The organism is bacterium (assembly GCA_030697795.1).
Lineage (GTDB): Bacteria > Patescibacteriota > Minisyncoccia > JACQLN01 > JACQLN01 > JACQLN01.
This window is the reverse complement of sequence record JAUYOV010000004.1, coordinates 185,807-207,982: the sequence shown is the minus strand read 5'-3', so window position 1 is coordinate 207,982 and position 22,176 is coordinate 185,807. Positions and strand designations below refer to the sequence as shown.

Genomic DNA, 22,176 nt, shown 5'->3' with positions numbered 1-22,176 from the left:
GTATTGATTAGGCATTGGTAATTAGAAATTTGTCATTTAGTTTAAAGTGTATATTTGCCCCCCCATATTTTTTATATATCCACCAAGTTCGAGTCCAGTTAACACGGAACTGACCACATGAGGCTTAAGTTTAGTTATTTGAATAATTTTGTCAATGTGGGCGGGTTCAATTTGAATTAAATTTACTATGGTTTTTTCTTCGGCGGTAAGTTTATCTAAATTAACTTCTATCTTTTCTTTGGTGCTTAATTTTTTTAAATTTAATTCTTGTAAAACATCTTCGGCGCATAACACTACTTTAGCACCATCTTGCAAAAGCTTATTGGTTCCGGCCGAGGTGGTGTTGGTAATAGGGCCAGGTACAGCAAAGACTTCGCGGTTGGCTTCTAGCGCTTGTTTGGCCGTTATTAAAGCGCCACCATCTATTTTAGACTCTATAACCAGTGTGCCTAAAGAAAGGCCGGCTATAATTCGGTTTCTGGCCGGAAAATTTTGTTTAAAAGCTTCGGTGCCGGCGGGATATTCGGAAAGTATTAAGTTATTTTTCTTTAACATTTCTGCGGCCAAGGGCTCGTTCATTCTGGGGTAAATTTGATCCACCCCGCAACCCAAAACCCCAATTGTTTTTCCACCGTGCTTTAGCGTGGCCATATGCGCTAAGGCATCTATGCCTTGAGCCAGGCCACTTACAATAGTTAAACCTGATTCCACGAGTTGAGGAATAAGAATATCTATAGCCGCGCGACCATAACCCGAGGGCGTTCTGGTACCAACTACGCCAATACTTTTTTCTTTTAAAAGATCAGCGTTGCCTTTCAAGTATAACAGAATTGGTGAAGAAGCTATTTCTTTTAGCAGTTTGGGATAACTTTTTTCGAAAAAAGAAATTGTTTTTATATTTAATTTTTCTAATTTTTCCCATTCCAATTTCGGATTTACCGTTTCTCTTTTGGCTAAAGCCTCTTTTATACTTTCGCCGTTAAAATCTAAGCGCAAAATTCTGCCCGCCGAGGCCTGCCACGCTTTTTCGGCAGTTCTAAAAACCGAGAGTAATTTTTTTATACGCGATAAGCCGTAAACAATGTTGAGTGCGTTAAGCCATAAATTGTCCATTGCTTGATAATATCATGCATTATTTGTTTAAATAAAAACAAATAGTTGAAATCAGAGGTTTTATGTGATTATATAGATATATGCTACTGGATAAATTTTATAATTTTATAGACAAGAATGAGACAGTTTATAGTGATAATTTGTCAACAGCCATTGATCTTGTTATGTCAGAAAAAGAAAGAGGTAGACTTAGCGATTCAGAGGTTAGTTTACTTGTACAACTAATTCTATCTAAAGAAGTTAATAATGAAATCTTAGAACTAGAAAGACATATTAGAGTTTTTAGTTCTAATAGTAAAGAAGGTAAACATTCTGTTTTTTTGAACTTATCTTCTCGAGAAAAAAAATATGTCTGAAGAAAATAAAAAAATAGTAAACGAAAGACCTCAGGGTACTTTAGTATCAGAAAAGGAAAGTTCAATGCAGATACTTTTACAAAAAGTTTTAGGTGATGGTTCTTTTTCTCCTAATGAAAAGCAGGTAGATGAAATATTGTCTCAACGTAGAGAAATATCAGGATATATACATAAGGATAGGAAAAGAGATTCGTCTGATAATAAGTTTTATTTTTTCTGTGCTCTGCTTGCCTGTATAGCTATAATTGTTTTGGTTTTATTCTTTGCTAAAGAATTCTTAACACAAGTGCTATCTTTAATTATAGGTGCATTTGGTGGATATGGTTTTGGTAAATCTCAAAACGGTAAGTAGTTGGTCAATTTTTTAATTTTTCCACGGCTTGGGAGAGCATTTCACAATAAAGATTAAGGCCGATTTGGTTGATGTGGCCTGATTGATTACGGCCTAAAATATTGCCGGCACCGCGAAGTTCCAAATCGCGTAAGGCAATTTTAAAACCATCGCCTAAGTTGGAAAATTCTTGCAGAGCCGTCAAACGGCTCTCGGCTAAACTAGAAATTGTTTTCTTATCATGAAGGAAATATACAACTGCTTTAATGTCGCGCCGGCCTACACGGCCACGTAATTGGTGGGCTTGGGATAGTCCCAGTTTTGTAGCATCAGATACAATCAAAGTATTAGCATTGGGGAGGTCAATACCATTTTCTATAATAGTTGTAGAAACTAAAACATTGCTTTGGCCACTTTTAAAACTTTCAATAGCTTCTATTATTTGTTTTTCGCCCATACGCCCATGCAAGCTCGTCAAACGGGCAATAGGCACGAGTTCTTTTAATTTCTCCATAACGGAATTTATTTTATGAATTCTATTTTCTAAAAAGAAAACTTGGCCTTGACGTGCCAATTCGTATTCAATAGCTTTTTTGATTGTATCCCAAGAAAAGTTTTCTATTTTTGTCTCCACTGCTTCGCGTCCAAGTGGTGGGGTTTGTATTTTAGAAATTGGTTTTAAATTAGACATAGCTAAATAAAGCGTGCGGGGTATAGGGGTGGCCGAGAGCATTAAAACGTCTATGTTAGCTTTCAATTTTTTAAGTTTCTCTTTTTGCAAGACGCCGAATCTTTGTTCTTCGTCTATAATCAACAGTCCTAAATTTTTAAATTCTATATCTTTAGAAAGCAGGCGATGTGTGCCAATAACCACATCTATCAATCCAGATTTTATTTTGCCCACCGAATCTTTGTTTACATCTTCCGGATTCAAACGACTAAGCATGGCCACACTCACACCGTGTTTTTCTAAACGGTTACTAAAAACACCAAAATGTTGGCGAGCTAAAATTGTAGTTGGCGCAATTAAAGCTACTTGCGCACCAGAAATTACAGCTTTAAAAGCAGAGCGAATAGCAAGTTCTGTTTTACCAAAACCAACATCACCCACTAAAACGCGGTCCATCGGTTTTTCGTTTTCCATATCGGCTTCTATTTCTTTCCAGCTTCTAGATTGATCCGGAGTTTCGGGGTATTCAAAATCGGCAATAATATTTTCCATCTCTGGTGCATTTTTAACAAAACTAAAACCACGAGAAGCTTCGCGGTTGGCGTAGAGTTGTAATAAATCTTTAGCTAATTTAACAACATCTTCTTTAGCTTTGGTTTTTATTTTGTGCCACAAGTTTCCGCCCAAACCATGAACCTTGGGGCGAGTGAAACCAACATATAAAGATATTTTTTTAACTTGTTCAAAAGGTAAAAAAAGCCTGTCTCCTTTGGCATATTCAATTTCGAAATAGTTTTCTAAATCGGCGGTAGCACCTTTTAAACGGCCAATGCCGTGGTCGATATGAACAACATAATCGCCAGCTTTAAAACGGGTATAAATTTTTTCTAGTTCGTTTAATTCGGTTTCGGAAGATTTTGTTTTTGGTTTTTCGAGTTCGGAAATAGCCTCGATACTGTTGCCATTAAAATCGAATGCTAGTGGAGTATCTAAATTTACAGGCCAGATGGTTAAAACAGAACCCAAAAAAGAAACTTCGCCTGGGTTTAAAACGGGATTCGCTTTGGTATAGCCAAAGTCGGCGAGTTCACGAATTAAGGCAAGGGGATTAATTTTTAAATCTTTTTCCAAAAGGCGAATGTGGTTGCGCCACCAAATATTTTTTTGGCTTAAAATTTTAATTTTGTTTTCATTTTCTTTGAACCACAAAACGCCCTGATTTCTAAATTCAGGGATATTCGCGGCGATAAGTATTGAATCTAATGCGTTTTTTTGCATCGCCTGCAAGTATTGTATGTTCTTTGCTTTTAAGAGTCAAAAACGCGAAAAACCTTAGGAAATCCATCGGAAGGACCGCCCTTCCTTTTGGCATAGTTTTTACTCGTACCGAAGGGCCTCGACAGGATTCTTTTTGGACGCCTGGCGGGCGGGGTAGATGCCAAAAATTAAACCAATACTGGTGGAAACTCCTAGAGCTAAAAGTATAGACGACATCGGCAAGGCGAATGTCCAATCGGCAACTGCAAATTTAGAAATTCCTAAATAAATTAAAAAACTAAAACCAGCGCCGCCGATAATTCCCACGAGCCCGCCAATAGACGTTAAAATTATAGCCTCGGTTAAAAATTGCTGCATTATGTCGCCATTAGTTGCGCCCACCGCTTTTCTTAAACCAATTTCACGTGTGCGTTCAATAACCGAAACCAGCATTATATTCATAATGCCAATTCCGCCTACTATTAAAGATATAGCGGCGATGGAAGCTAAAAATATTTTTAAGATAGAAGTTATATTGCCTAAAATAGCGAGAGCATCTTCTTGAGTGCGGATTTCAAAATCATCTTTGTCGGGATTAGTTATGTTGTGGTTTTGACGCAAAATAGAAGTTATACGAGATTTTATAAATTCTGTGCTGTAGCTATCGCTGCCTTGAATAAATGCGGCACCGTAATAATCTATACCCAGAAGCTGTTTTTGAGCCACCGACATCGGAATAAAAATTGTGTTATCTAAATCGGCGCCAAACATACCCGCACCTTCTTTTTTAAGAACGCCCACCACTTTAAAAGAGTGGTTTTTTAATCTGATGCTTTTCCCTACAGCTTCCTTTTGGCCGAATAAATTTTTGGTAGCTTCAGAACCCACCACCGCATTTTTTTCCATAGCTTCGTCGTCTCTGGAATTTAATAATCTACCTGTTTCGGCTTCAAGATTTATTATTTCAAAATATTCTCCGGTGGCTCCGGTATAAGTTACGGAGATATCGTTGTTGCTATAAATGGCCCGAGCTTGGCCGTGGACTTCGCCCGCCGCTTTTTCTATGGCAGGGTCTTTCCTAAAAGATGTTAAATCGCGTTCTTTTAAGGTTTTAATAATTATGCCAAAAGCCGAAGCCGGCGGGGAAAATTTAGAGCCTTGGGTGGCGCCGGGAATAACAAAAAGCAAATTCGAACCTATGTTTTGAACTTGGGAAATAATTAAATTTTGGGCCGAAGTGCCAATAGACATTAATAAAATAACAGAAGCAATGCCGATAACAATGCCCAGCATAGTTAACACGGCGCGAGTTTTGGCGTGTTTTAAACCGGCGAGGGCAGTTTTTAATGAATCATTTATTTTCATAGGTTTTAGAAAGAATGTCTTTAACTGTACCATCAAGTTCAATTTCGCCATCTTTTAGGCGAATCAATCTTTCGGCAAACTGGGCGGTGTAGGTTTCATGCGTAACTAAGATTATGGTTTTGCCGTTTTCGTTTAATTTTTTTAAAATCTGCATTATGTTTTCGCCCGAATGAGAATCTAAATTGCCGGTAGGTTCATCGGCAAAAATAACATTAGGGTTATTAACTAAGGCTCGAGCAATGGCCACGCGTTGTTTTTGGCCGCCAGATAATTTTCCAGTTTCTACATAAATTTTTTCCGATAAGCCCACATCGTAAATTGCTTTTTCTACAAGTTTTTTTCTTTCGCTCGGTAAAACGTTTGAATATAGCAAAGGCAATTCTACATTTTGATAAACCGAGGCTCGGCCTAGTAAATTAAAAGCTTGAAAAACAAAACCCATTTCTTTATTGCGAATATGGGCCAGTTCAGTGTCGTTTAGATCTTCCATTTTTTTTCCAAAAAAAGAATACGAGCCAGCGCTGGCTCGGTCCAGAAAGCTTAAAATATGGAGCAGGGTAGATTTGCCCGAGCCCGATGGGCCCATTACGGCCACAAACTCGCCCGAATCTATTTTAAACGAAACATTCTTTAAGGCTTGGGTTTCACTGCCGTCGTCTTTATAGTTTCTACAAATTTTTTCTACCAGAATCATCTAGTTTGTTTTAAGTCCAATGGTGGCTACGGCATCGCCTGCGTTTAAACCGGAAATAATTTCTACATTACCATCGCCCGAATAAATACCGGTTTTAATTTCTACTTCTTCTAAGTTTTTATCGTCGGCCGAGACTTTAGCGTTTAAGGGCAAGACCTTTTTATATTTTTTTACAAAAGTGCCTTTATCGTTTTCTAGGACTGCAAATTGAGGCAAGATTAAAACATTTTCTTTTGTTAGCGTTTGTATAGTTAGGTTTACCGTAAGACCACTTTTTAACCTAGGTTCGGCTTTTTCTAAGGCAATTTTTACTTTAAAGTTAGCCACGCCATCTACCACAGTTTCAGCGGGGTCAATATAAATTACTTTGCCTAAGAAACCTTCTTCGCCCAAAGCGTCAAAAGTTATTTTTACTGTATTAGCTAAAGAAATTTTAGCCACATCAACTTCTGGTATAAAAGATTCTATTTCGAGCGATGAATCCGAAATTATATTTATTAAAGGCGTACCGGCTTGAGCGATTTCTCCTTTTTTGGCATCAATTTTGGTTACTGTTCCGGCAATTGGGGAACGTAAAACAGCCTTATTAAGTTGAGATTGTATTAATTTAACACTGGCATTGGCGCGTTTAACTTGAGCCTCGGCCGAGGACAACCCTTCGCTGGTGGAGCCTGATTTTTTAAGATTTAAATTTTTTGCGGCTAAAGCGAAGGCTGACTCGGTAGAATTAAGGCTTTGATTGGCCGAGTTTAAAATAGATAAGGCCGAACTTATTTCGGACCTCGCCAAAGAAACATTGGTTTTATAAGTTTCGTTAGACGAACTGTTTACCGCGCTAGCTAATTTATCTAAAAAGTTTTTTACTTGGTTTAAATAAGAAGACGAATTGATTACGGCTTGGGAAAGATTGGCCGAAATTTTTAATTTAGAATTATAATTTTTCCAGTCGATTAAATTAGATTCTGTGGCGAGGCGCATATTTTCTACGTCGGTTCTTAGCTGGGGATCGGCCACGATAAAGTTTATTTTTGGATTAGCTGTTCTGGGGTTAGAAAAAATAATATCTATATCGTTATGGATGGCATTGTCGGCTTTGGTGTAGGTATCGTTAATTTTTTCTACCAAGTTTGTTTTGGCATCGTTTAAAGATGTTTGGGCGTTATTAAGTTCGGTTTCATAAATAGCCAACTCTTCGGAGCGCGTGCCTTTTTTAAGTTCATTGTACCTAGCTTCTTCAGATTCAAGTTCGGCTTGGGCTTGTAATAGTTGGGCATAGAGTTCGCTGGAATCTATTGTGGCTAAAGTTTGATTAGCCGCGACCTTGTCGCCTACAGAAACATTAACCTTTGCTATTTTTCCGCTTCTTTCAAAGCCCAACTTAACATCGGAATTTGGCACAGTTTTTCCGGTGACATTAACTTCTTGCGAGATTGTACCTCTTTTTACTTCTACAAAGCTTATATTTTTATCTCCGCCACTAGTAAATATCACTATTAATATTACTAATACAGCTACCATACCCAATATTATGAATAGACGAGGATGTGCCCCTATTTTGGAGATTACACGGTTATATATGTTCATACTTGCTGGATTTATTGCCAAGCCAATATAGCCTCTTGACAACAGAATGTCAAGGTGATATACTACACATAGTTCGTTTTTATGCTAGAAAATCAAGGCAGGCGGCAAAACAGGCGGGTTAAAAAATTGAGTACCAAAAAACACCCGTTTGAAAAGCCTATGAATTAAAAAAAATCGCCAAGGATTGTGAGCGTGTGATGGGTTTTGAGGAGTATGAGAAACTCACAGTTATCCTTTAGGCGCCTGCCGAATATCAAAAAGCCATCGCGGTGCGATGGCTTTTATTTTTGGCTGTTTATCTCGCTCATAGCTCGCGCAGGATTGGTGAGCCATATTTCTAGAGCGGGCAAAATATCTTTAAAGTTTTTATTAAGCACTCTCTCCTCGTTCGGGGAGAATTTTTTTAGAATAAAATCTATTAACTTTTTTCCATCTGGCTTCTTTTTTAAACCAATGCCGATTCTTAAACGCCAGAATTTGTCTGTTTTTAAGTTTTTAATTATAGAGTTTACTCCATTGTGGCCGGCGCTGGAACGAGCAAAACTCATTTTTATTCGGCCGAGTTCTATATCTAAATCGTCGTGTATAACTAAAATATCGGTAGGTTTGGGTTTTAGTTTTAATTGAGCCAGCGTTTTTTTTAAACTAATACCCGAATTATTCATCATCTCGTTGGGGAAAATCAAATATACTTTTTTACCATTGGCCTTTGTTTCCAACCACAAAGCATTTTTGCCTTCGCTAAAATCTTTTTCGCTCCAAGCGTTACGTAATTTAGACAAGTAAAACTCACCCGCATTATGACGGGTTTTTAATTGTTTTTCTTCGGGATTGCCTAGGCCTACAATTATTTTCATATAATTTTCAATTTTCAAATTCCAATTTTCAATCAAACTCCAATTAACCAATTTTCAAACGGGTTTGATAATTGAATCATTGAAAATTCATTGTAAATTGTAAATTGGTCATTGAGAATTTATAAAGCTAGTTATTGCTTTCTGTATATTAGCATAATCGAATTGCTTAGGTGTAGCTGTAAGCGCGTAGGCTGTTTGTTTGCCGAATTTCATTTTTTTTGAATCCACCAAGCCGTTTTCTGGGTTAAGGCTGAAAGTTTCTACTTTATCCAAATCTAAATTTTTGCTAAAGGCCCAAATATTTTTTAAATCTCCCAGAGTCAGGTCGGTTTTTACATTTTCTTGGACCATTTTAAAAATTTTCCACAATTTTGCAAAATCCCATATTGGGTTTAAAGAAAGAACTTTACCCTTAATGGCTTTTAAAACTGCTTGCTGATGTTCCATACGGTCGAAATCGCCCCCAGCGCTGTTTCGGGTTCTTACAAATTTAAGTGCGGTTTTGCCATCTAAATAACGCGAGCCCTTTTTTAAACTGAATGTTTCATAGCCACCATTATCTTTTGGAAAGTGCGTATCTTTAATATCTTCTTTAACATATACATTTAAACCGCCAACTTCGTCTATTACTTTTTCTACTGTATCTAGATCGAACAAAACAAATGAATTTATTTTTAAACCCGTTATTACTTCAACTTTATTTTTGATCAAATCTAGTCCATAACTAGGAGATTTTTCACTTCCAATTTTATAGAGCCCATTAATTTTTAAAACATCTTTACCATTTTTTACAGCTAGATCTCTAGGGATTGATATTATTTTTACTTTTTTAAGCGGGCCGTTTATATGCGCAATTAATATAGTATCGGTAAGTTCGGGGGCAATATGGTTACCGCCGGATCTGCCCAGAACCAAAATATTTCTTATTTCACTAAAATTGCTAGGGCTTTTAGAATCTTTTTGTAAAACAAAAGAACCTGCCGAAAAAGCATTAAATTTTAATTGGGGTAATTTGCTGGCATCGGCCACTAAAAAAATTTTATTAAAAACCCAAATATTGGCAGTAGCCAAAAAAACAACAAGCACTGCTAGATACCAGTAGTTTTTAAAACCTTTTTCCATGTTCAAATTTTAACATAAATACCATTGGCTTGGTGGTCAAAACATCATTCCTCGCAGACGATATGGAGCCTCTTTATTTGTATAAATGGTCTTCTCCATAATGCTGCTCGGAACGATATTTTTGATAGTTTTGCTTATTAGCACAAAAAATGCTATTATCTTGGTACAAATGGGCAATTTTTTTAAAGAAACAGGGGATTTTTTGTGGGAGACAATCAAAATAGTGGTTGTTTCTTTGCTTATTATTTTGCCGATTCGTTTTTTCATAATTCAGCCGTTTTTTGTGCGCGGCGAATCTATGTATCCTTCTTTTGGCGATAAGGATTATTTAATAATAGACGAACTATCTTATCGTTTTGATAAGCCTAAGCGTGGAGAGGTTATAGTGTTTAGATTTCCACAAGATCCCAGTCAGTATTATATAAAACGCATAGTCGGTATGCCGGAAGAAACGGTAGAGGTTAAAGATGGCAAAGTGGTTATTTATAACCGAGATAATCCTTTGGGTCTGGAATTACGCGAAAAATATTTAGAAGAAAATACCCCGGGTGATATGAAAATTAAAATGGACGATAACGAGTATTTTGTTTTGGGCGATAACCGCGATGCTTCTTCGGATTCGCGCCGGTGGGGGCCCCTTTACAAACACTTGATAGTAGGCAAGGCTTGGTTTAGAGTTTGGCCGGTTAGTAATGCGGGAACGATACAGAGTCCGATATATTAGGAGATTAGCTTCTTAGGATGTTAGGAATTAGGAAAGTTAAGAGCAAGAAATTCAAGGCTAATATCCTAGAAAGCTAACAAGCTAGAAAGCTAAAAATGGCGAAACAATTACTCTCAACCCCAACCGGTATGCACGATATTCTGCCCGATGATTTGCTTTATTGGGAAAAGATAAGACGTGAGACTTTTGATATGGCCGAATTTTATGATTTTGGTTTTGTGGAAACTCCAATTTTAGAAAATCAAGCCGTTTTTGAAAAAAGTTTAGGGGTATCGAGCGATGTAGTGGAAAAAGAAATGTTTACGCTTAAAACCAAGGGTGGCGACGAATTAGCTTTGCGCCCCGAAAACACCGCACCAATAATGCGAGCCTATTTAGAACACGGCTGGGAATCTTCGCCCCAACCGGTGAAGGTTTTTTATATGGGCCCGATGTTTAGGCACGAAAGCCCGCAAGCCGGCCGGTTTAGACAATTTCATCAATTAGGTTTTGAAGTTATTGGTTCGGAAGATGCTGTGATAGACGCGCAAATGATTCAAATAGCTATGAGTTTGCTCGCCGATTTTGGACTTAAGAATATGGTGTGCGAAGTAAATAGTCTAGGCGACAAAATCTGCCGAATTAAATATCGCCAAGCGCTTAAAGATTTTTTACGCAATAATCTTAAAAAAATGTGTGCTAATTGCCAGAGAAGATCTAAGGTTAATCCTTTAAGAGTTTTAGATTGCAAAGAAGAGGGCTGTCAAGAAATCATCGCCAAAGCCCCGCAGATTTTAGATTTTATTTGCGATGATTGCCGCAATCACTTTAAAAAGCTGTTAGAATTTTTAGACGAACTTGATATTCCTTATAACTTAAATCCACATTTAGTTAGGGGTTTGGATTATTACAATAAAACTGTTTTCGAAATTTATATAGAAGAAAAAAGAGGTTCGCAATCGGCTTTAGCTTCGGGTGGCCGATACGATGGACTGGCCGAAATGCTGGGTGGAAAAAATGTTCCAGCTATCGGCTTTGCGGCGGGTATGGAAAGAATAATTTTGGAAATGAAAGAAGCTAAAGCCAGAATTCCTTCTTGGCCACAGTATAGATTGTTTTTGGTTCAACTGGGGGATCTAGCTAAAAAGAAAAGCCTTAAGATTTTAGAAGAATTTAGAAAAGAGGGTGTTTTAATGGCGGAGTCTATAAGCAAGCATTCTATAAAATCGCAAATGAAAAATGCCGATAAGCTGGGCGTTAAACTAACTTTAATTTTGGGCCAGAAAGAAGCGTTAGACAACGAAATTATTATCCGCGATATGACTTCGGGCGTTCAAGAAACCGTGCCCTTGGCTAAGTTGATGGGGGAAGTTAAAAGGAGATTGAAGGGTTAATCTTCTCGCATAAAACTCAATCCCACTCCATAAATAGAGCGGGATCTCGGAGCCCTAAGGCCTAGTAGCTTTATGTTAGCAATATCCTTATTTTATACAAGACCTTGTTTACTAAACTCCTCGCCGGGGCCAAAAAACGGCTTAAAAGCTGATTATATGGTGCATATTACCTTCTGATAGTGGTGGTAGTTTTTGCGGGGCTTATCACTCTCCTCATCAAATGCTCGTAGCTTCCTTCCATGCTTCGGATCCATATATTGCCGTGAAGTATCTTAGCCGGTCGGCGCCATAAAACTCCGATCTTTTTATTTGTTCAACACTTAGTGTTGAACAAATACCCTGAACAAGTCTGCGAGTTGAAGGGTTACCAATAGCTCCGTTTAGGCATCATTCTTTTTTGACCGTTACCATTTTTTATTCTACTATCTAATGGTAGCAAACAAGCTAGTTTATAGTTATTAGTTACTGGTTGCAGTTTATTAGTTCTTAGTTAAAGTTTTACAGAACTAAAACCAGAAACTAAATAACTAAAACTGATAACTATCGACCATAAACCATGAATGACTGCATCTTTTGCAAAATTTGCCGACATGAGGTATCATCGGACATCGTAGCTGAAGATGATGAGATTGTCGTTTTTGAAGATATTCAGCCCAAAGCCGAGACACATTGGCTGATTGTGCCTAAAAAGCATATCCATTCGGTTTCGGCGGTTGGTCGGGAAGAGTGGCCTGTGGTGATGGGTTTAGTTAAAAAGGCGGCCGAAGTGGCTAAAGATAAGAATATTTTAGGCTATAAATTGGTTTTTAATGTAGGTCGAGATGGCGGGCAGGTTATAGATCACTTGCACTTGCATTTGTTGGCAGGTGGAAAGGTAGAACTACCTTAATTATACCAATATACGAATCTATGCGAATGATACGAATAGGTTACAAATATTCGTGAAGTCATTAGTATAATTCGTATACATTTGTAAATTAGTATATTTATGATTGAACTAAGAAAAAAAGATAAAGAATCAACTCCAAATTTATTGCGACGCTTCACCAAAAAAGTGAGGCAAAGTGGCGTTTTGCTTAAGGCGCGCCAGAATAGGTTTCGCATTCGCCAAAAAAGCAAACTAAAAAAGAAAAATAGCGCTTTGCGCCGTGAAAGACTGCGTGGCCTGCGAGCTGAACTTAGTAAGCTGGGCGAAATTGAACCAGGAGAGAAGATGGATTTGTCAAAAATAAAGCAGAAAAGATAAAAATCCTCCGCGAGTTTGTCGCTTGGAGGATTTTGTTTAGCACGAGAATACGATCGTATTCTCGTGCTATTTTTATTCAGGATGGCCATCTTATTGTCACGCTTGAGTTTTTGGTGTTTATGTTTATAATGTCAGATATGTCTAGCGTTACCATTAGTAAAAATAAAATAAAAATAGAAGGTGATAAGGTAGTGATGACTCTTAAGGAATATCATAAACTGCTAGAAAAATCAGCGACGGTTTATTATTTGAAAGGCAAACAAGCGCTAAGGCTGGATAAATTAGTGGAAGATGGATTGAAAGAGTATCACGAGGGTAAAACAATAACAGCGCCTTCTTTAAAGGAAGCTCTTAAAATTCATGCTCGGAAAAGAGGTAAGCGTTAATTATTCCAAGCGTTTTTTAAGACAGCTAGGCCGTTTGCCCAAACATTTAGTTGATCAAGCTCAAGAAAAGGAAAATATATTTAAGGCAAACCCTTTTGATTCGCGGTTGAATACTCATAAGCTTCACGGTAAAGATAAAAACAGCTGGTCTTTTTCCATTACGCATAAATACAGAATCAAATTTATTTTTCTTAACGACAGCACTGTTTTGTTTTTAGAAGTTGGCACGCACGATATTTATCAATGAATTTAAAAGAACAAATAAATTTTGATCTCAAAGAAGCTTTAAAGGCGGGCGATAGTTTTAAGCGCTCGGTTTTGGGTATGCTTAAATCGGCTATTCAAAACAAAGAAATAGAAAAGAAAAAGAAAGAAGAGGGTTTAACCGAAACGGAAACTCAAGAAGTTATTAGATCAGAACTTAAAAAGAGGCTAGAGGCTACTGCAGTTTTTAAATCGGCTGGCGAAAAAGAGAGGGCGGCTAGCGAAGAAGCTGAAGCCGAAATTTTAAAAAAATTCTTACCGCCAGAAGCTAGCGACGAAGATGTTAAAAAAGCCATTGAAAAAGCTATGGTCGAAGCCGGTTCAAAATCTAAAAAAGATTTTGGCAGAATAATGGGTTTAGCCGTTAAAGAACTCGCTGGCCGGGCTGATGGTAATAGAGTCAAAAATATACTTGAACCAATGTTGGAATAGAAACAAAAATGGAGCGCAATGTTAAATTTTCTTATGCTGGTATAGAGAAAAATAAAATATTGAAATCGGTAAATTCCTGTTTACCAAAAAATAAGACCGTAGCAGATTACGGCCTTGTTTTTGTTTCTAAAAAGAAAATGGCAGAACTTAATAAAAAATATCGCGGTAAAAATAAACCGACCAATGTTTTAAGTTTCGAAACTGGTGATGTTGTTATTTGCCCAGCTGTGGTGTCGGAGGAGGCAAAAAGGTATGGTTTTACACAAAAAAAATGGATGACGCGACTTATCGTTCATGGTATATTGCATTTAGCTGGATACAATCATGAAGCTCGAAAAGATGAGTTGGAAATGGAAGAATTAGAAAAAGCAGTTTTGAAAAAGTTAGGAGTTAAGCTTATCTAGTTTTCAAACTATTTCTCAAGAAAACATCATCCCTCACAGACGATATGGAGCCTCTTTATTATATAAATAGTCTTCTCCATAATGCTGTTCGGGACGATGTTTTCTTAGGCTTAGTATTTGATAGTTGTAAATTGATAATCGATAATTTTTTAAACTACTTTGGCACGAGAACACATCATCACCGCTTTGGATTTGGGTTCACACAAAATTAGGGTGGGCATTCTTTTAGTTGGTGAAGATTTAAAAGTTATTGGTTGTGGAGAAAGTTTAGCGAGGGGCATAAGGCGGGGGCAGATAATAGATATAAAAGAAGCGGTAGAATCAATTAAAGAAGCTGTAGCAGTGGCCTCTAAAAGCGGTAATGTAAAAATAACTCGCTTGTCGGTGGGTCTAAGCGGTCCTCATTTTAAGTTAATTAGTTCTCATGGTTCGGTTGCTGTTTCTAGGGCCGATGGTGAAATTTCTCTAGACGATATTAACAGGGTTTTAGATTCAGCCAGAGCCGTACCCTTGCCACCTAATAGGGAAATAGTTCACACTATTCCTATTTCGTACACTGTAGATGGCCTAGATAAGGCCAAGGATCCTACGGGCATGAAAGGCATTAGGCTGGAAGTTGATTCTATTTTGGTTTTAGGTTCTACGCCTGTTTTAAGATTGGTCAGAAAAGCTATACACGATGCAGGGTTAGAATTAGAAAATCTTATTTATGCTCCTTTGGCTGTTAGCCGGGCGGTACTTACTAAAAAACAACGCGAACTAGGCGTGGCGGTAGTTGATGTTGGCGTTGGCACAACCGGGGTTTCTATTTGGGAGGAATCGGAATTAAAACATGCCGGTGTGGTGCCGGTGGGCTCGGGTAATATAACTAACGATGTAGCGGTAGGGCTTAAGGTGGCGTACGAAGTTTCCGAAAGAATAAAATTGGAACATGCTTGCTGTATTTCTAGCAATGTTTCTAGAAGGGAACAAATTATATTAGCTGATTGGACGAACAACGATGCGGTTATACCAAAATGGGAGTTGGCTAGAATAGTTGAAGCACGTACCAGCGAAATTTTTGAAATGGTTAACGATGAAATTAAAAAATCGGGTAAACCCAATTTGCCGGCGGGCGTGGTGCTGACGGGCGGTGGCGTAAAAATGGATGGCTTGATGGAGCTTGCCCGCAAAAAATTAAAATTAAATATTGAAATTGGACGCGCTCGCGAAATTAAAACTGATTTCAGCGAACTTTTTAGCCCGGAGACTGCTACGCTGGTGGGAATTCTTCTTTACGAGAATGATAATGAGCTGGTTAAAAAAGATAAACCAAGAACAATGGAATCTTTGCCGGGTAGCGGTTTATGGCCAAAAATAAAAGACTGGTTTTCGGAGTTGATTCCGTAAGATGTTCGTGTTATCGTCACAGCAAGCTTGTTGATGTCGTGTGTATCCCAAATTTGCCAGCGCCATTAAAAGTTTCAGTTCTTTAACTTAAAAAAGGAAGGTGTATCGTGAAAAAATTTCTGTGGTGGTCTATCACGGACGGCGGAGGAGTAGCTACGCCACTTTGTAATCTCGCTTTCGGGTTTTCTTTTGTGATATTGGGTCTAGGGTTTGATGATGTGAGATGGATAAATATCTCCTTGATTGGTTGTGGAGTGTTGTTGTTTATAGGTTTTACCATTAGGGTACTGTTATACTGCCATTTTCGACTACAACATCCACGATGTCCGACTTCGTGAAAAGAATTTTTGAGGGTTGCCAAATGGTAACCCTCTTTTTATTTTGGCTATTGCTCTTTTATGAAAGGGCGCTATAATCCATAAAACAGTTTTTAGTTATTAGTTGTTGGTTTTTAGAAATTAGAGCTTAGAATTTAGAAATTTTCAAGGTATGCCTCAAGTTAAACCCGATGTAGAAACATTTGCCCGAATAAGAGTGGTGGGCGTGGGCGGTTCGGGCGGTTCGGCTATACACCGCATGATGGCGAGCCGTATTCAAGGCGTGGATTTTGTGGCGGTTAATACCGATGCTCAAGCTTTGCATCATTGTTTGGCGCCTCGCAAAATTCATATTGGCAAAAATACCACGCGCGGTTTGGGCGCGGGTATGAACCCTGATATTGGCCGGCAAGCTGCCGAAGAAAGCCGAGAAGATATAGAAGAGGCCATTCGCGGTTCCGATATGGTTTTTATAACTTGCGGTATGGGTGGCGGTACCGGCACAGGTGCGGCGCCCATAGTGGCGGAAGCCGCCAAGGAATCGGGCGCTTTAACTGTGGCTGTTATTACCAGACCATTTTCTTTTGAGGGTTTGCAAAGAAATCGCATCGCCGAAACTGGCATAGAAGAATTAAAAGAAAGAGTGGATACGATAATTGTTATTCCTAACGATAGGTTGCTTACGATTATCGATAGAAAAACTTCGCTGGTAAGTTCGTTCGAAATTGTAGATGATGTTTTGCGCCAAGCGGTCCAGGGCATCTCCGATTTAATTACCATGCCTGGTATTGTTAACGTGGACTTTGCGGATGTTAAAGCTATTATGAAAGATGCGGGCTCGGCTTTAATGGGCATAGGTCGCGCTACGGGTGATGACAGGGCTCAAGAAGCGGCGAGGGCGGCTATTAACTCGCCCTTGTTAGAGGTTTCTATAAATGGGGCTAAGGGTGTGTTGTTTAATATTTCTGGTGGGGCTGATTTAAGTATGAGCGAAGTCAACGAAGCCGCTCAAATTATTACTGAATCCATAGACCGCGACGCTAAAGTAATTTTTGGCGCGGTGCTAGACGATAAACTAAAGAAAGGTGAAATTAAAGTTACGGTAGTGGCTACAGGTTTTAATACAGAAGTTTCCGAAGCTAAATCCCTATTAAACGATGCCTCATCTTTTCTTAAAGCTAGAGAATCTTACGTACCCAGAAGAGACGATAGTAGCGAAGAAAATATTGTTTTAAAAACCGCCAAGCCACCAGGCAAAGCTTTTGAGGCCCAAGTTTCTTCGGTGAATGAAGAAGACGAAAACGACGACGAGTTTGTGGTGCCAGCGTTTATTAGGAGGAAGATGAAGTGAGTCCCGACGTTGCGTCGTGGGCGAATGAACCCCACATCGTCTTGCTATTCAATTATCTCGGGGCGAGTTTGTGGGGGTGAAGTAATTAGTAATTAAGTAATTTAGCACGAGAACTGCGATCGCAGTTCTCGTGCTATTGTATAAATAAAATACCGCCCCGATATTATCGGGGCGGGTTTGTTTTTTAGAAGACAGTTTTTATGAAGTCGAGTATGGAACTACTTTTTCTAAACTCTTTTATAACTTCACTTAGTATTTCAATTACTCTACCTATGGCAATTCCCATAAGTACTGCTAGGTAATACTTGTATGATCCGATGGGACATATTATCGGACCAACAAAAAAGGCGGCTATTAGTAGGAAAAGAAAGTACCATTCGTCCTTCCTGCCATTGTTCATTTTAGACTCCTTTTTAGAGGTTTGTTTTGTAGATCACTAATCTATTGAAGTCTCATTTCGATAGAAATGGTTAAACCGATAAAGTGATGAGCTCTTCACTCGATTCTTTCGTTTGCATCCCTACAAAGTTTATTTCTCGGTATGAATCATCCTCCTCTAAATAAGTGTTGGGAGTTCTTAGTGTGCCGTTGATGATAATCCAAAGCGCAAAGCATAGGGCATAGGCTTCAAGGCCTGCAAAAAATCCTATGGCAAAAATGGGAATCAGAGTAATCCTTGTTACATAATCTCTTTTTTGCATACGCCTTCTCCTTTTAGGATTTATAAAGGAACTCTATAAATTAAAGCAACTATGGTTATCTATTGTCAAACAGGTCTTTTATCTGTGAAACAACGTTAGACGTTGTGGATAAGATCGTTTTTTCTCTTTTAAAAGTTATAGGTGTAAAATAAGAAAGTAATTTAGTAATTTAGTAATTAAGTAATTAAATGCGGTTCGGATTTTTTGCAATTGGTCTTTGAGTTTAAAAATCTCTGGTTGTTTTGGTCGTCTGGAGATTTTTTGATTCAAGGTTCAATCCTTAATAAGGTGTTTCTGGTTGCAGACTAACGAATCTCATAAAAAATATGAGAAATTCTGCTGTGGCCAATCGCGTCAATCACGTCAAACGTGATTCACTAGTTAATCGTATTAAGGGTGATTCCAAAATATCTTTGGTTAAACGATATTTTACTAAACCCAGTGTTCATCCCTACGATGAATTTAAGTGGGAGAAGCGGGATATAAAAATATCTGGCCCGCAGGGCACATTGGTGGATGCCAAAAATTTAGAGTTTCCCAAATTTTGGTCGCATAACGCGGCTAGCATTGCTGGTTCTAAATATTTTCGCGGTTCGGGCGACAAACGTGAAACTTCGGTTAAGCAAATGATAAACCGCGTGGTAAAAAATATTACCGCATGGGGAGAAAAGTCCGGCTATTTTAATACCAAAAACGAAGCTAAAACTTTTGAAAATGAATTAACTCATTTATTGGTTTACCAAAAAGCGGCTTTTAATAGCCCAGTTTGGTTTAACGTCGGCATAAAAGAAAAACCGCAATGTTCGGCCTGCTTTATTTTAAGCGTAGATGACAATATGGAATCCATTATGGATTGGATTTCCACCGAAGCCAGAATTTTTAAAGGCGGATCGGGGGCGGGCATAAATTTATCAGCATTAAGATCTTCCCGAGAACCATTGTCTCATGGCGGTTTTTCTTCGGGACCGGTTTCGTTTATGCGCGGAGCAGATTCGGTGGCTGGTATGATTAAATCGGGCGGAGCTACCAGGCGCGCCGCCAAAATGGTTTTGTTAAATATAGATCACCCCGATGTAATGGAATTTATCCGTTGTAAAGCCGAGGAAGAAAAAAAAGTTCGGGCGTTTATTACTACCGGTTATAATATGCAGAACTTAAACGAGCCAGCTTGGGCGTCTATTCAATATCAAAATGCTAACAACTCTGTTCGGCTTTCTGACGAATTTTTAAAAGCAGTAGAGGAAGATAAAGAATGGCAGACTAAATTTATTAAAACAGGAAAAGTGGCCGATACCTACCAAGCCCGCGAACTTATGCATGAAATATCGCAAGCCGCTTGGGAATGTGCCGATCCCGGTGTGCATTACAAAACCACCATAGACAGGTGGCATACATCTTCTAACACGGGGCCGATCAATGGCTGCAATCCTTGCAGTGAGTATATGCACCTAGATAATTCGGCCTGTAATTTGTCGTCTATAAATTTAATTCATTTTTTGGATAAAGATGGAATGTTTAAAGTGAAGGATTTTGTTCAGGCGGTGGATATTATGATTTTGGCTCAAGAAATTATTGTGGGGCATTCTTCGTATCCCACACCTAAAATTGAACAAGTCGCCCACGATTTTAGAGAGTTGGGTTTAGGTTTTACAAACTTGGGCGGACTCTTAATGGCTAAAGCTTTGGCTTACGATTCCGATGCGGCTCGCGCTTGGGCGGGTGCCATCACCGCGCTTATGAGCGGTGAAGCTTACAAGCTATCTGCGGTTATAGCTTCAAAAATAGGCGCGCATAATGGCTATGAGGTAAACAAAGAACCGCAGTTAAAAGTTATCGGTATGCATCGCGATAAAGTAAAAGAAATAAGTGTAAAAGCGCTTGATGATAAAAAACTTTTAAAATCTGCGGGCGAGACTTGGGTTGAGGCCTACAATTTAGCCAAAAAATACGGCGTTAGAAATTCTCAAGTTACAGTTATTGCGCCCACCGGCACGATTGCTTTAATGATGGATTGCGCTTGCACGGGTGTGGAGCCTCTGTTTGCGCCTTTGGTTTATAAACAGCTGGTGGGCGGCGGTTATATGAAATTTGTGGCCGATACCATTCCTTTCGCCTTAAAAAAACTTGGCTATTCTTTAAATCAAAGTAAAGAAATAATGAAATATATAGAAGATAGGGGCGTGGTGGAAGGCGCGCCAAGTTTTAAAGAAGAACATTTAGCTATTTTTGATTGCGCGGTTAGGCCACAAGCCGGTACCAGATCCATCCATTGGCAGGGTCACGTTAAAATGGTAGCGGCGGTTCAGCCATTTATTTCTGGCGCAATTTCTAAAACTTTCAATATGTCTGAAGAAACTACCGTAGAAGAAATTCAAGACGCCTATATGATGGGTTGGAAACTGGGCTTAAAAGCTTTTGCAGTGTATCGCGATGGTTGCAAAGCCGCGCAACCTTTATCTACCAAAAAAACAAAAAGTCTGCCAGCTGGCGGAGAAACCAAAGCCCAATTAACTTTAAATATTGCGCCCCAACAGCGGAAGCTGCCATCCATTCGCAGTTCGGAAACGCATAAATTTACTATCGCGGGGCATCAAGGTTTTTTAACGCACAGTATTTACGATGACAGTACTTTAGCCGAAATATTTATTCGTATTGCCAAGCAAGGTTCAACCTTGGCCGGTTTATTAGATACATTTGCCATTTCTGTTTCTATGGCCTTGCAACACGGCGTGCCCTTAAAAAAATTGTGTCATCAGTTTATACACGGGCGTTACGAACCGATGGGTTTTACCGAAAACCAAAATATTCCAGTAGCTAGTTCCATCACCGATTATATTTTTAAATATTTGGCTTTGAGATTTTTACCGGCCGATGATTTAGCTGAATTTGGTTTGGATTCGACCAATAGAATAGAAACTCATTTACCGAAAATCGGAACACCCACAGAAGGGAACAGTTTAATTATGGAAAGTTTAGCTAGTAAAGAAACGGTGGTGGTGGAGGTCCCTCGACATGGCTCGGGGCAAGCAAAACTAGCAAGCGAACCTATAGCCGTAAAAAAATCGGTTGGTGTAATTTATGCCGGTACAGTTTGCAAGCTTTGTGGCGGCATGATGATTCGCACGGGCACTTGTTTAACCTGCCGGCAGTGCGGGGAGGCCAATGGGGGGTGCTCTTAGAAAATCAAAAATAAAATCTCCCCACTTCGCTCCTCCTTCGCGCAAGGCTTCGGAAGGACAAGGTAAAGCTACGAGGGGCAAGCAAAAATCAAAACTAGCGAATAAAAACACCGCTCGGGTTACCGAGTGGTAACAAAACCTTACCCAGCTACCTTTTTAAGGTAAAAAGGTAGCTGGGTGCTCAAATTTAATAACTAATCGCTTCGCTCTTAGATAAATTTGGCATGCTAATTGTTGTAACAGGAAACGGTAAGGGTAAGACTACTAGCGCTCTCGGACAGGCTTTGCGTGTGGTGGGCGAGGGTGGCCGAGCCATAATGTATCAGTTTATAAAAGGACCTTGGGTTTCTGGAGAAGATAAATTATCAACCACCTTCAATATTCCACCTTCTACTTTCCAGATTATAAAAGGCGGAAAAGGTTTTGTTGGAATTTTAGGCGACCCTTATCCGCGCTCGGTACACATTAAGGCTGCCGAAGAAACTTGGGCTATAGCCAAAAAAGCTATAGAATCTAAAAAATATCAGTTGGTGGTTTTAGACGAAATTAACGTAGCTATAAAATTAAGCTTGCTAAAAATAAGCCCGGTGTTTTCTTTTTTGAAAAAATACCGTGGAATTGTTAATATTATGGTTACAGGGCGCGATGCTCACGCTAAGCTTATAGATTTAGCAGACTTGGTTTCGGAAGTTAAAGAAATAAAACATCCTTTTAATAAGGGGGTTTCAGCTCGAAAAGGTATGGAATACTAAAAATTATAAGCTCTAAATTCTAATTTCTAAACAAATCCCAACGTCTAAATCCCAAATTTTATAATTTTCACTTGTGATTTAGAATTTGTTTAGGATTTAGTGCTTAGGGTTTAGTATTTATTTAAGATGTTATGGTTATAGGTCTAATAATTGGTTTTTTGGCAGGTCTTTTTCTAGGCGGAACAATCGCCGTAATTTCGTCTGCAAATTGGGAGGAAATTACAAAGTTTTTTTCTGGAAAACAATAAAATGCTTACTGGCTTATTAATTGGCTTTATGGTGGGGTTAGTGCTTTCTCTTTTAATTGCT

Annotated in this window: 23 protein-coding genes; 14 read left to right on the top strand and 9 right to left on the bottom strand. The window is 38.8% G+C overall.

Going from position 1 to position 22,176, the window contains the following annotated elements; all coding sequences use genetic code 11:
- Window positions 1–36 precede the first annotated feature (36 nt).
- A complete protein-coding gene (gene dprA, locus Q8Q95_02165) occupies window positions 37–1,113 on the bottom strand; it encodes a DNA-processing protein DprA (GenBank protein MDP3764404.1) in 1,077 nt (358 codons plus the stop codon).
- A gap of 80 nt (window positions 1,114–1,193) precedes the next feature.
- Here dprA and Q8Q95_02160 point away from each other — a divergent pair, with 80 nt between their 5' ends.
- Both Q8Q95_02160 and Q8Q95_02155 read left to right on the top strand, forming a co-directional pair.
- On the top strand, window positions 1,194–1,469 hold the full coding sequence (locus Q8Q95_02160; protein MDP3764403.1) for a hypothetical protein: 276 nt from the start codon (window positions 1,194–1,196) through the stop codon (window positions 1,467–1,469).
- Window positions 1,462–1,821: a hypothetical protein gene (locus tag Q8Q95_02155; protein ID MDP3764402.1), complete on the top strand. Its 360-nt coding sequence runs from the start codon at window positions 1,462–1,464 to the stop codon at window positions 1,819–1,821. Before Q8Q95_02160 ends, Q8Q95_02155 begins: the two co-directional genes overlap by 8 nt.
- A gap of 4 nt (window positions 1,822–1,825) precedes the next feature.
- On the opposite strand, the gene Q8Q95_02150 is transcribed toward Q8Q95_02155, so the two are convergent.
- The 6 genes from Q8Q95_02150 to Q8Q95_02125 all read right to left on the bottom strand — a co-directional run bounded on the left by Q8Q95_02150 (window position 1,826) and on the right by Q8Q95_02125 (window position 9,349).
- Window positions 1,826–3,748, bottom strand: coding sequence for a CarD family transcriptional regulator (locus Q8Q95_02150; GenBank protein MDP3764401.1), 1,923 nt, complete (start codon window positions 3,746–3,748; stop codon window positions 1,826–1,828).
- A 99-nt stretch (window positions 3,749–3,847) separates the two neighbouring features.
- Window positions 3,848–5,092, bottom strand: coding sequence for an ABC transporter permease (locus Q8Q95_02145; GenBank protein ID MDP3764400.1), 1,245 nt, complete (start codon window positions 5,090–5,092; stop codon window positions 3,848–3,850).
- Window positions 5,079–5,786, bottom strand: coding sequence for an ABC transporter ATP-binding protein (locus tag Q8Q95_02140; GenBank protein MDP3764399.1), 708 nt, complete (start codon window positions 5,784–5,786; stop codon window positions 5,079–5,081). The genes Q8Q95_02145 and Q8Q95_02140 overlap by 14 nt, the downstream gene beginning before the upstream one ends.
- A complete protein-coding gene (locus tag Q8Q95_02135) occupies window positions 5,787–7,304 on the bottom strand; it encodes an efflux RND transporter periplasmic adaptor subunit (GenBank protein MDP3764398.1) in 1,518 nt (505 codons plus the stop codon).
- A 347-nt stretch (window positions 7,305–7,651) separates the two neighbouring features.
- Window positions 7,652–8,227, bottom strand: a complete 576-nt coding sequence (pth, locus tag Q8Q95_02130) for an aminoacyl-tRNA hydrolase (GenBank protein ID MDP3764397.1) — start codon at window positions 8,225–8,227, stop codon at window positions 7,652–7,654.
- Window positions 8,228–8,335: 108 nt separating this feature from the next.
- Window positions 8,336–9,349, bottom strand: coding sequence for an LCP family protein (locus Q8Q95_02125; GenBank protein ID MDP3764396.1), 1,014 nt, complete (start codon window positions 9,347–9,349; stop codon window positions 8,336–8,338).
- Between the two features lie 100 nt (window positions 9,350–9,449).
- On the opposite strand from Q8Q95_02125, the gene lepB reads away from it, so the two are divergent.
- From lepB to ftsZ, 10 genes are all read left to right on the top strand, one after another.
- Entirely contained in the window at window positions 9,450–10,073 is a 624-nt protein-coding gene (gene lepB / locus Q8Q95_02120) for a signal peptidase I (GenBank protein ID MDP3764395.1), read from the top strand.
- A 95-nt stretch (window positions 10,074–10,168) separates the two neighbouring features.
- Window positions 10,169–11,446: a histidine--tRNA ligase gene (gene hisS, locus Q8Q95_02115; GenBank protein MDP3764394.1), complete on the top strand. Its 1,278-nt coding sequence runs from the start codon at window positions 10,169–10,171 to the stop codon at window positions 11,444–11,446.
- Window positions 11,447–12,002: 556 nt separating this feature from the next.
- Window positions 12,003–12,335, top strand: a complete 333-nt coding sequence (locus Q8Q95_02110; GenBank protein MDP3764393.1) for an HIT domain-containing protein — start codon at window positions 12,003–12,005, stop codon at window positions 12,333–12,335.
- A 99-nt stretch (window positions 12,336–12,434) separates the two neighbouring features.
- Entirely contained in the window at window positions 12,435–12,692 is a 258-nt protein-coding gene (locus tag Q8Q95_02105; protein ID MDP3764392.1) for a hypothetical protein, read from the top strand.
- A 137-nt stretch (window positions 12,693–12,829) separates the two neighbouring features.
- A complete protein-coding gene (locus Q8Q95_02100) occupies window positions 12,830–13,078 on the top strand; it encodes a hypothetical protein (GenBank protein ID MDP3764391.1) in 249 nt (82 codons plus the stop codon).
- Window positions 13,053–13,325, top strand: coding sequence for a type II toxin-antitoxin system mRNA interferase toxin, RelE/StbE family (locus Q8Q95_02095; GenBank protein MDP3764390.1), 273 nt, complete (start codon window positions 13,053–13,055; stop codon window positions 13,323–13,325). The genes Q8Q95_02100 and Q8Q95_02095 overlap by 26 nt, the downstream gene beginning before the upstream one ends.
- Window positions 13,322–13,774: a GatB/YqeY domain-containing protein gene (locus Q8Q95_02090; protein MDP3764389.1), complete on the top strand. Its 453-nt coding sequence runs from the start codon at window positions 13,322–13,324 to the stop codon at window positions 13,772–13,774. Before Q8Q95_02095 ends, Q8Q95_02090 begins: the two co-directional genes overlap by 4 nt.
- Before the next feature lie 8 nt (window positions 13,775–13,782).
- Complete coding sequence (ybeY, locus tag Q8Q95_02085) at window positions 13,783–14,178, top strand: rRNA maturation RNase YbeY (GenBank protein ID MDP3764388.1); 396 nt, start codon at window positions 13,783–13,785, stop codon at window positions 14,176–14,178.
- Window positions 14,179–14,337: 159 nt separating this feature from the next.
- On the top strand, window positions 14,338–15,567 hold the full coding sequence (ftsA, locus tag Q8Q95_02080) for a cell division protein FtsA (GenBank protein ID MDP3764387.1): 1,230 nt from the start codon (window positions 14,338–14,340) through the stop codon (window positions 15,565–15,567).
- Window positions 15,568–16,056: 489 nt separating this feature from the next.
- Entirely contained in the window at window positions 16,057–17,235 is a 1,179-nt protein-coding gene (gene ftsZ, locus Q8Q95_02075) for a cell division protein FtsZ (protein MDP3764386.1), read from the top strand.
- A gap of 184 nt (window positions 17,236–17,419) precedes the next feature.
- Here ftsZ and Q8Q95_02070 read toward each other — a convergent pair whose 3' ends face one another.
- Window positions 17,420–17,635 carry a hypothetical protein gene (locus Q8Q95_02070; protein ID MDP3764385.1) on the bottom strand — a complete coding sequence of 72 codons (216 nt, stop codon included), beginning with the start codon at window positions 17,633–17,635 and terminating at the stop codon, window positions 17,420–17,422.
- A 70-nt stretch (window positions 17,636–17,705) separates the two neighbouring features.
- The gene (locus Q8Q95_02065; GenBank protein ID MDP3764384.1) at window positions 17,706–17,936 is read right to left on the bottom strand and encodes a hypothetical protein; all 231 of its coding nucleotides are present in this window, start codon (window positions 17,934–17,936) and stop codon (window positions 17,706–17,708) included.
- A gap of 326 nt (window positions 17,937–18,262) precedes the next feature.
- On the opposite strand from Q8Q95_02065, the gene Q8Q95_02060 reads away from it, so the two are divergent.
- Window positions 18,263–21,115, top strand: coding sequence for a vitamin B12-dependent ribonucleotide reductase (locus Q8Q95_02060; protein ID MDP3764383.1), 2,853 nt, complete (start codon window positions 18,263–18,265; stop codon window positions 21,113–21,115).
- Between the two features lie 224 nt (window positions 21,116–21,339).
- Entirely contained in the window at window positions 21,340–21,867 is a 528-nt protein-coding gene (locus Q8Q95_02055) for a cob(I)yrinic acid a,c-diamide adenosyltransferase (protein ID MDP3764382.1), read from the top strand.
- Window positions 21,868–22,176: the final 309 nt, after the last annotated feature.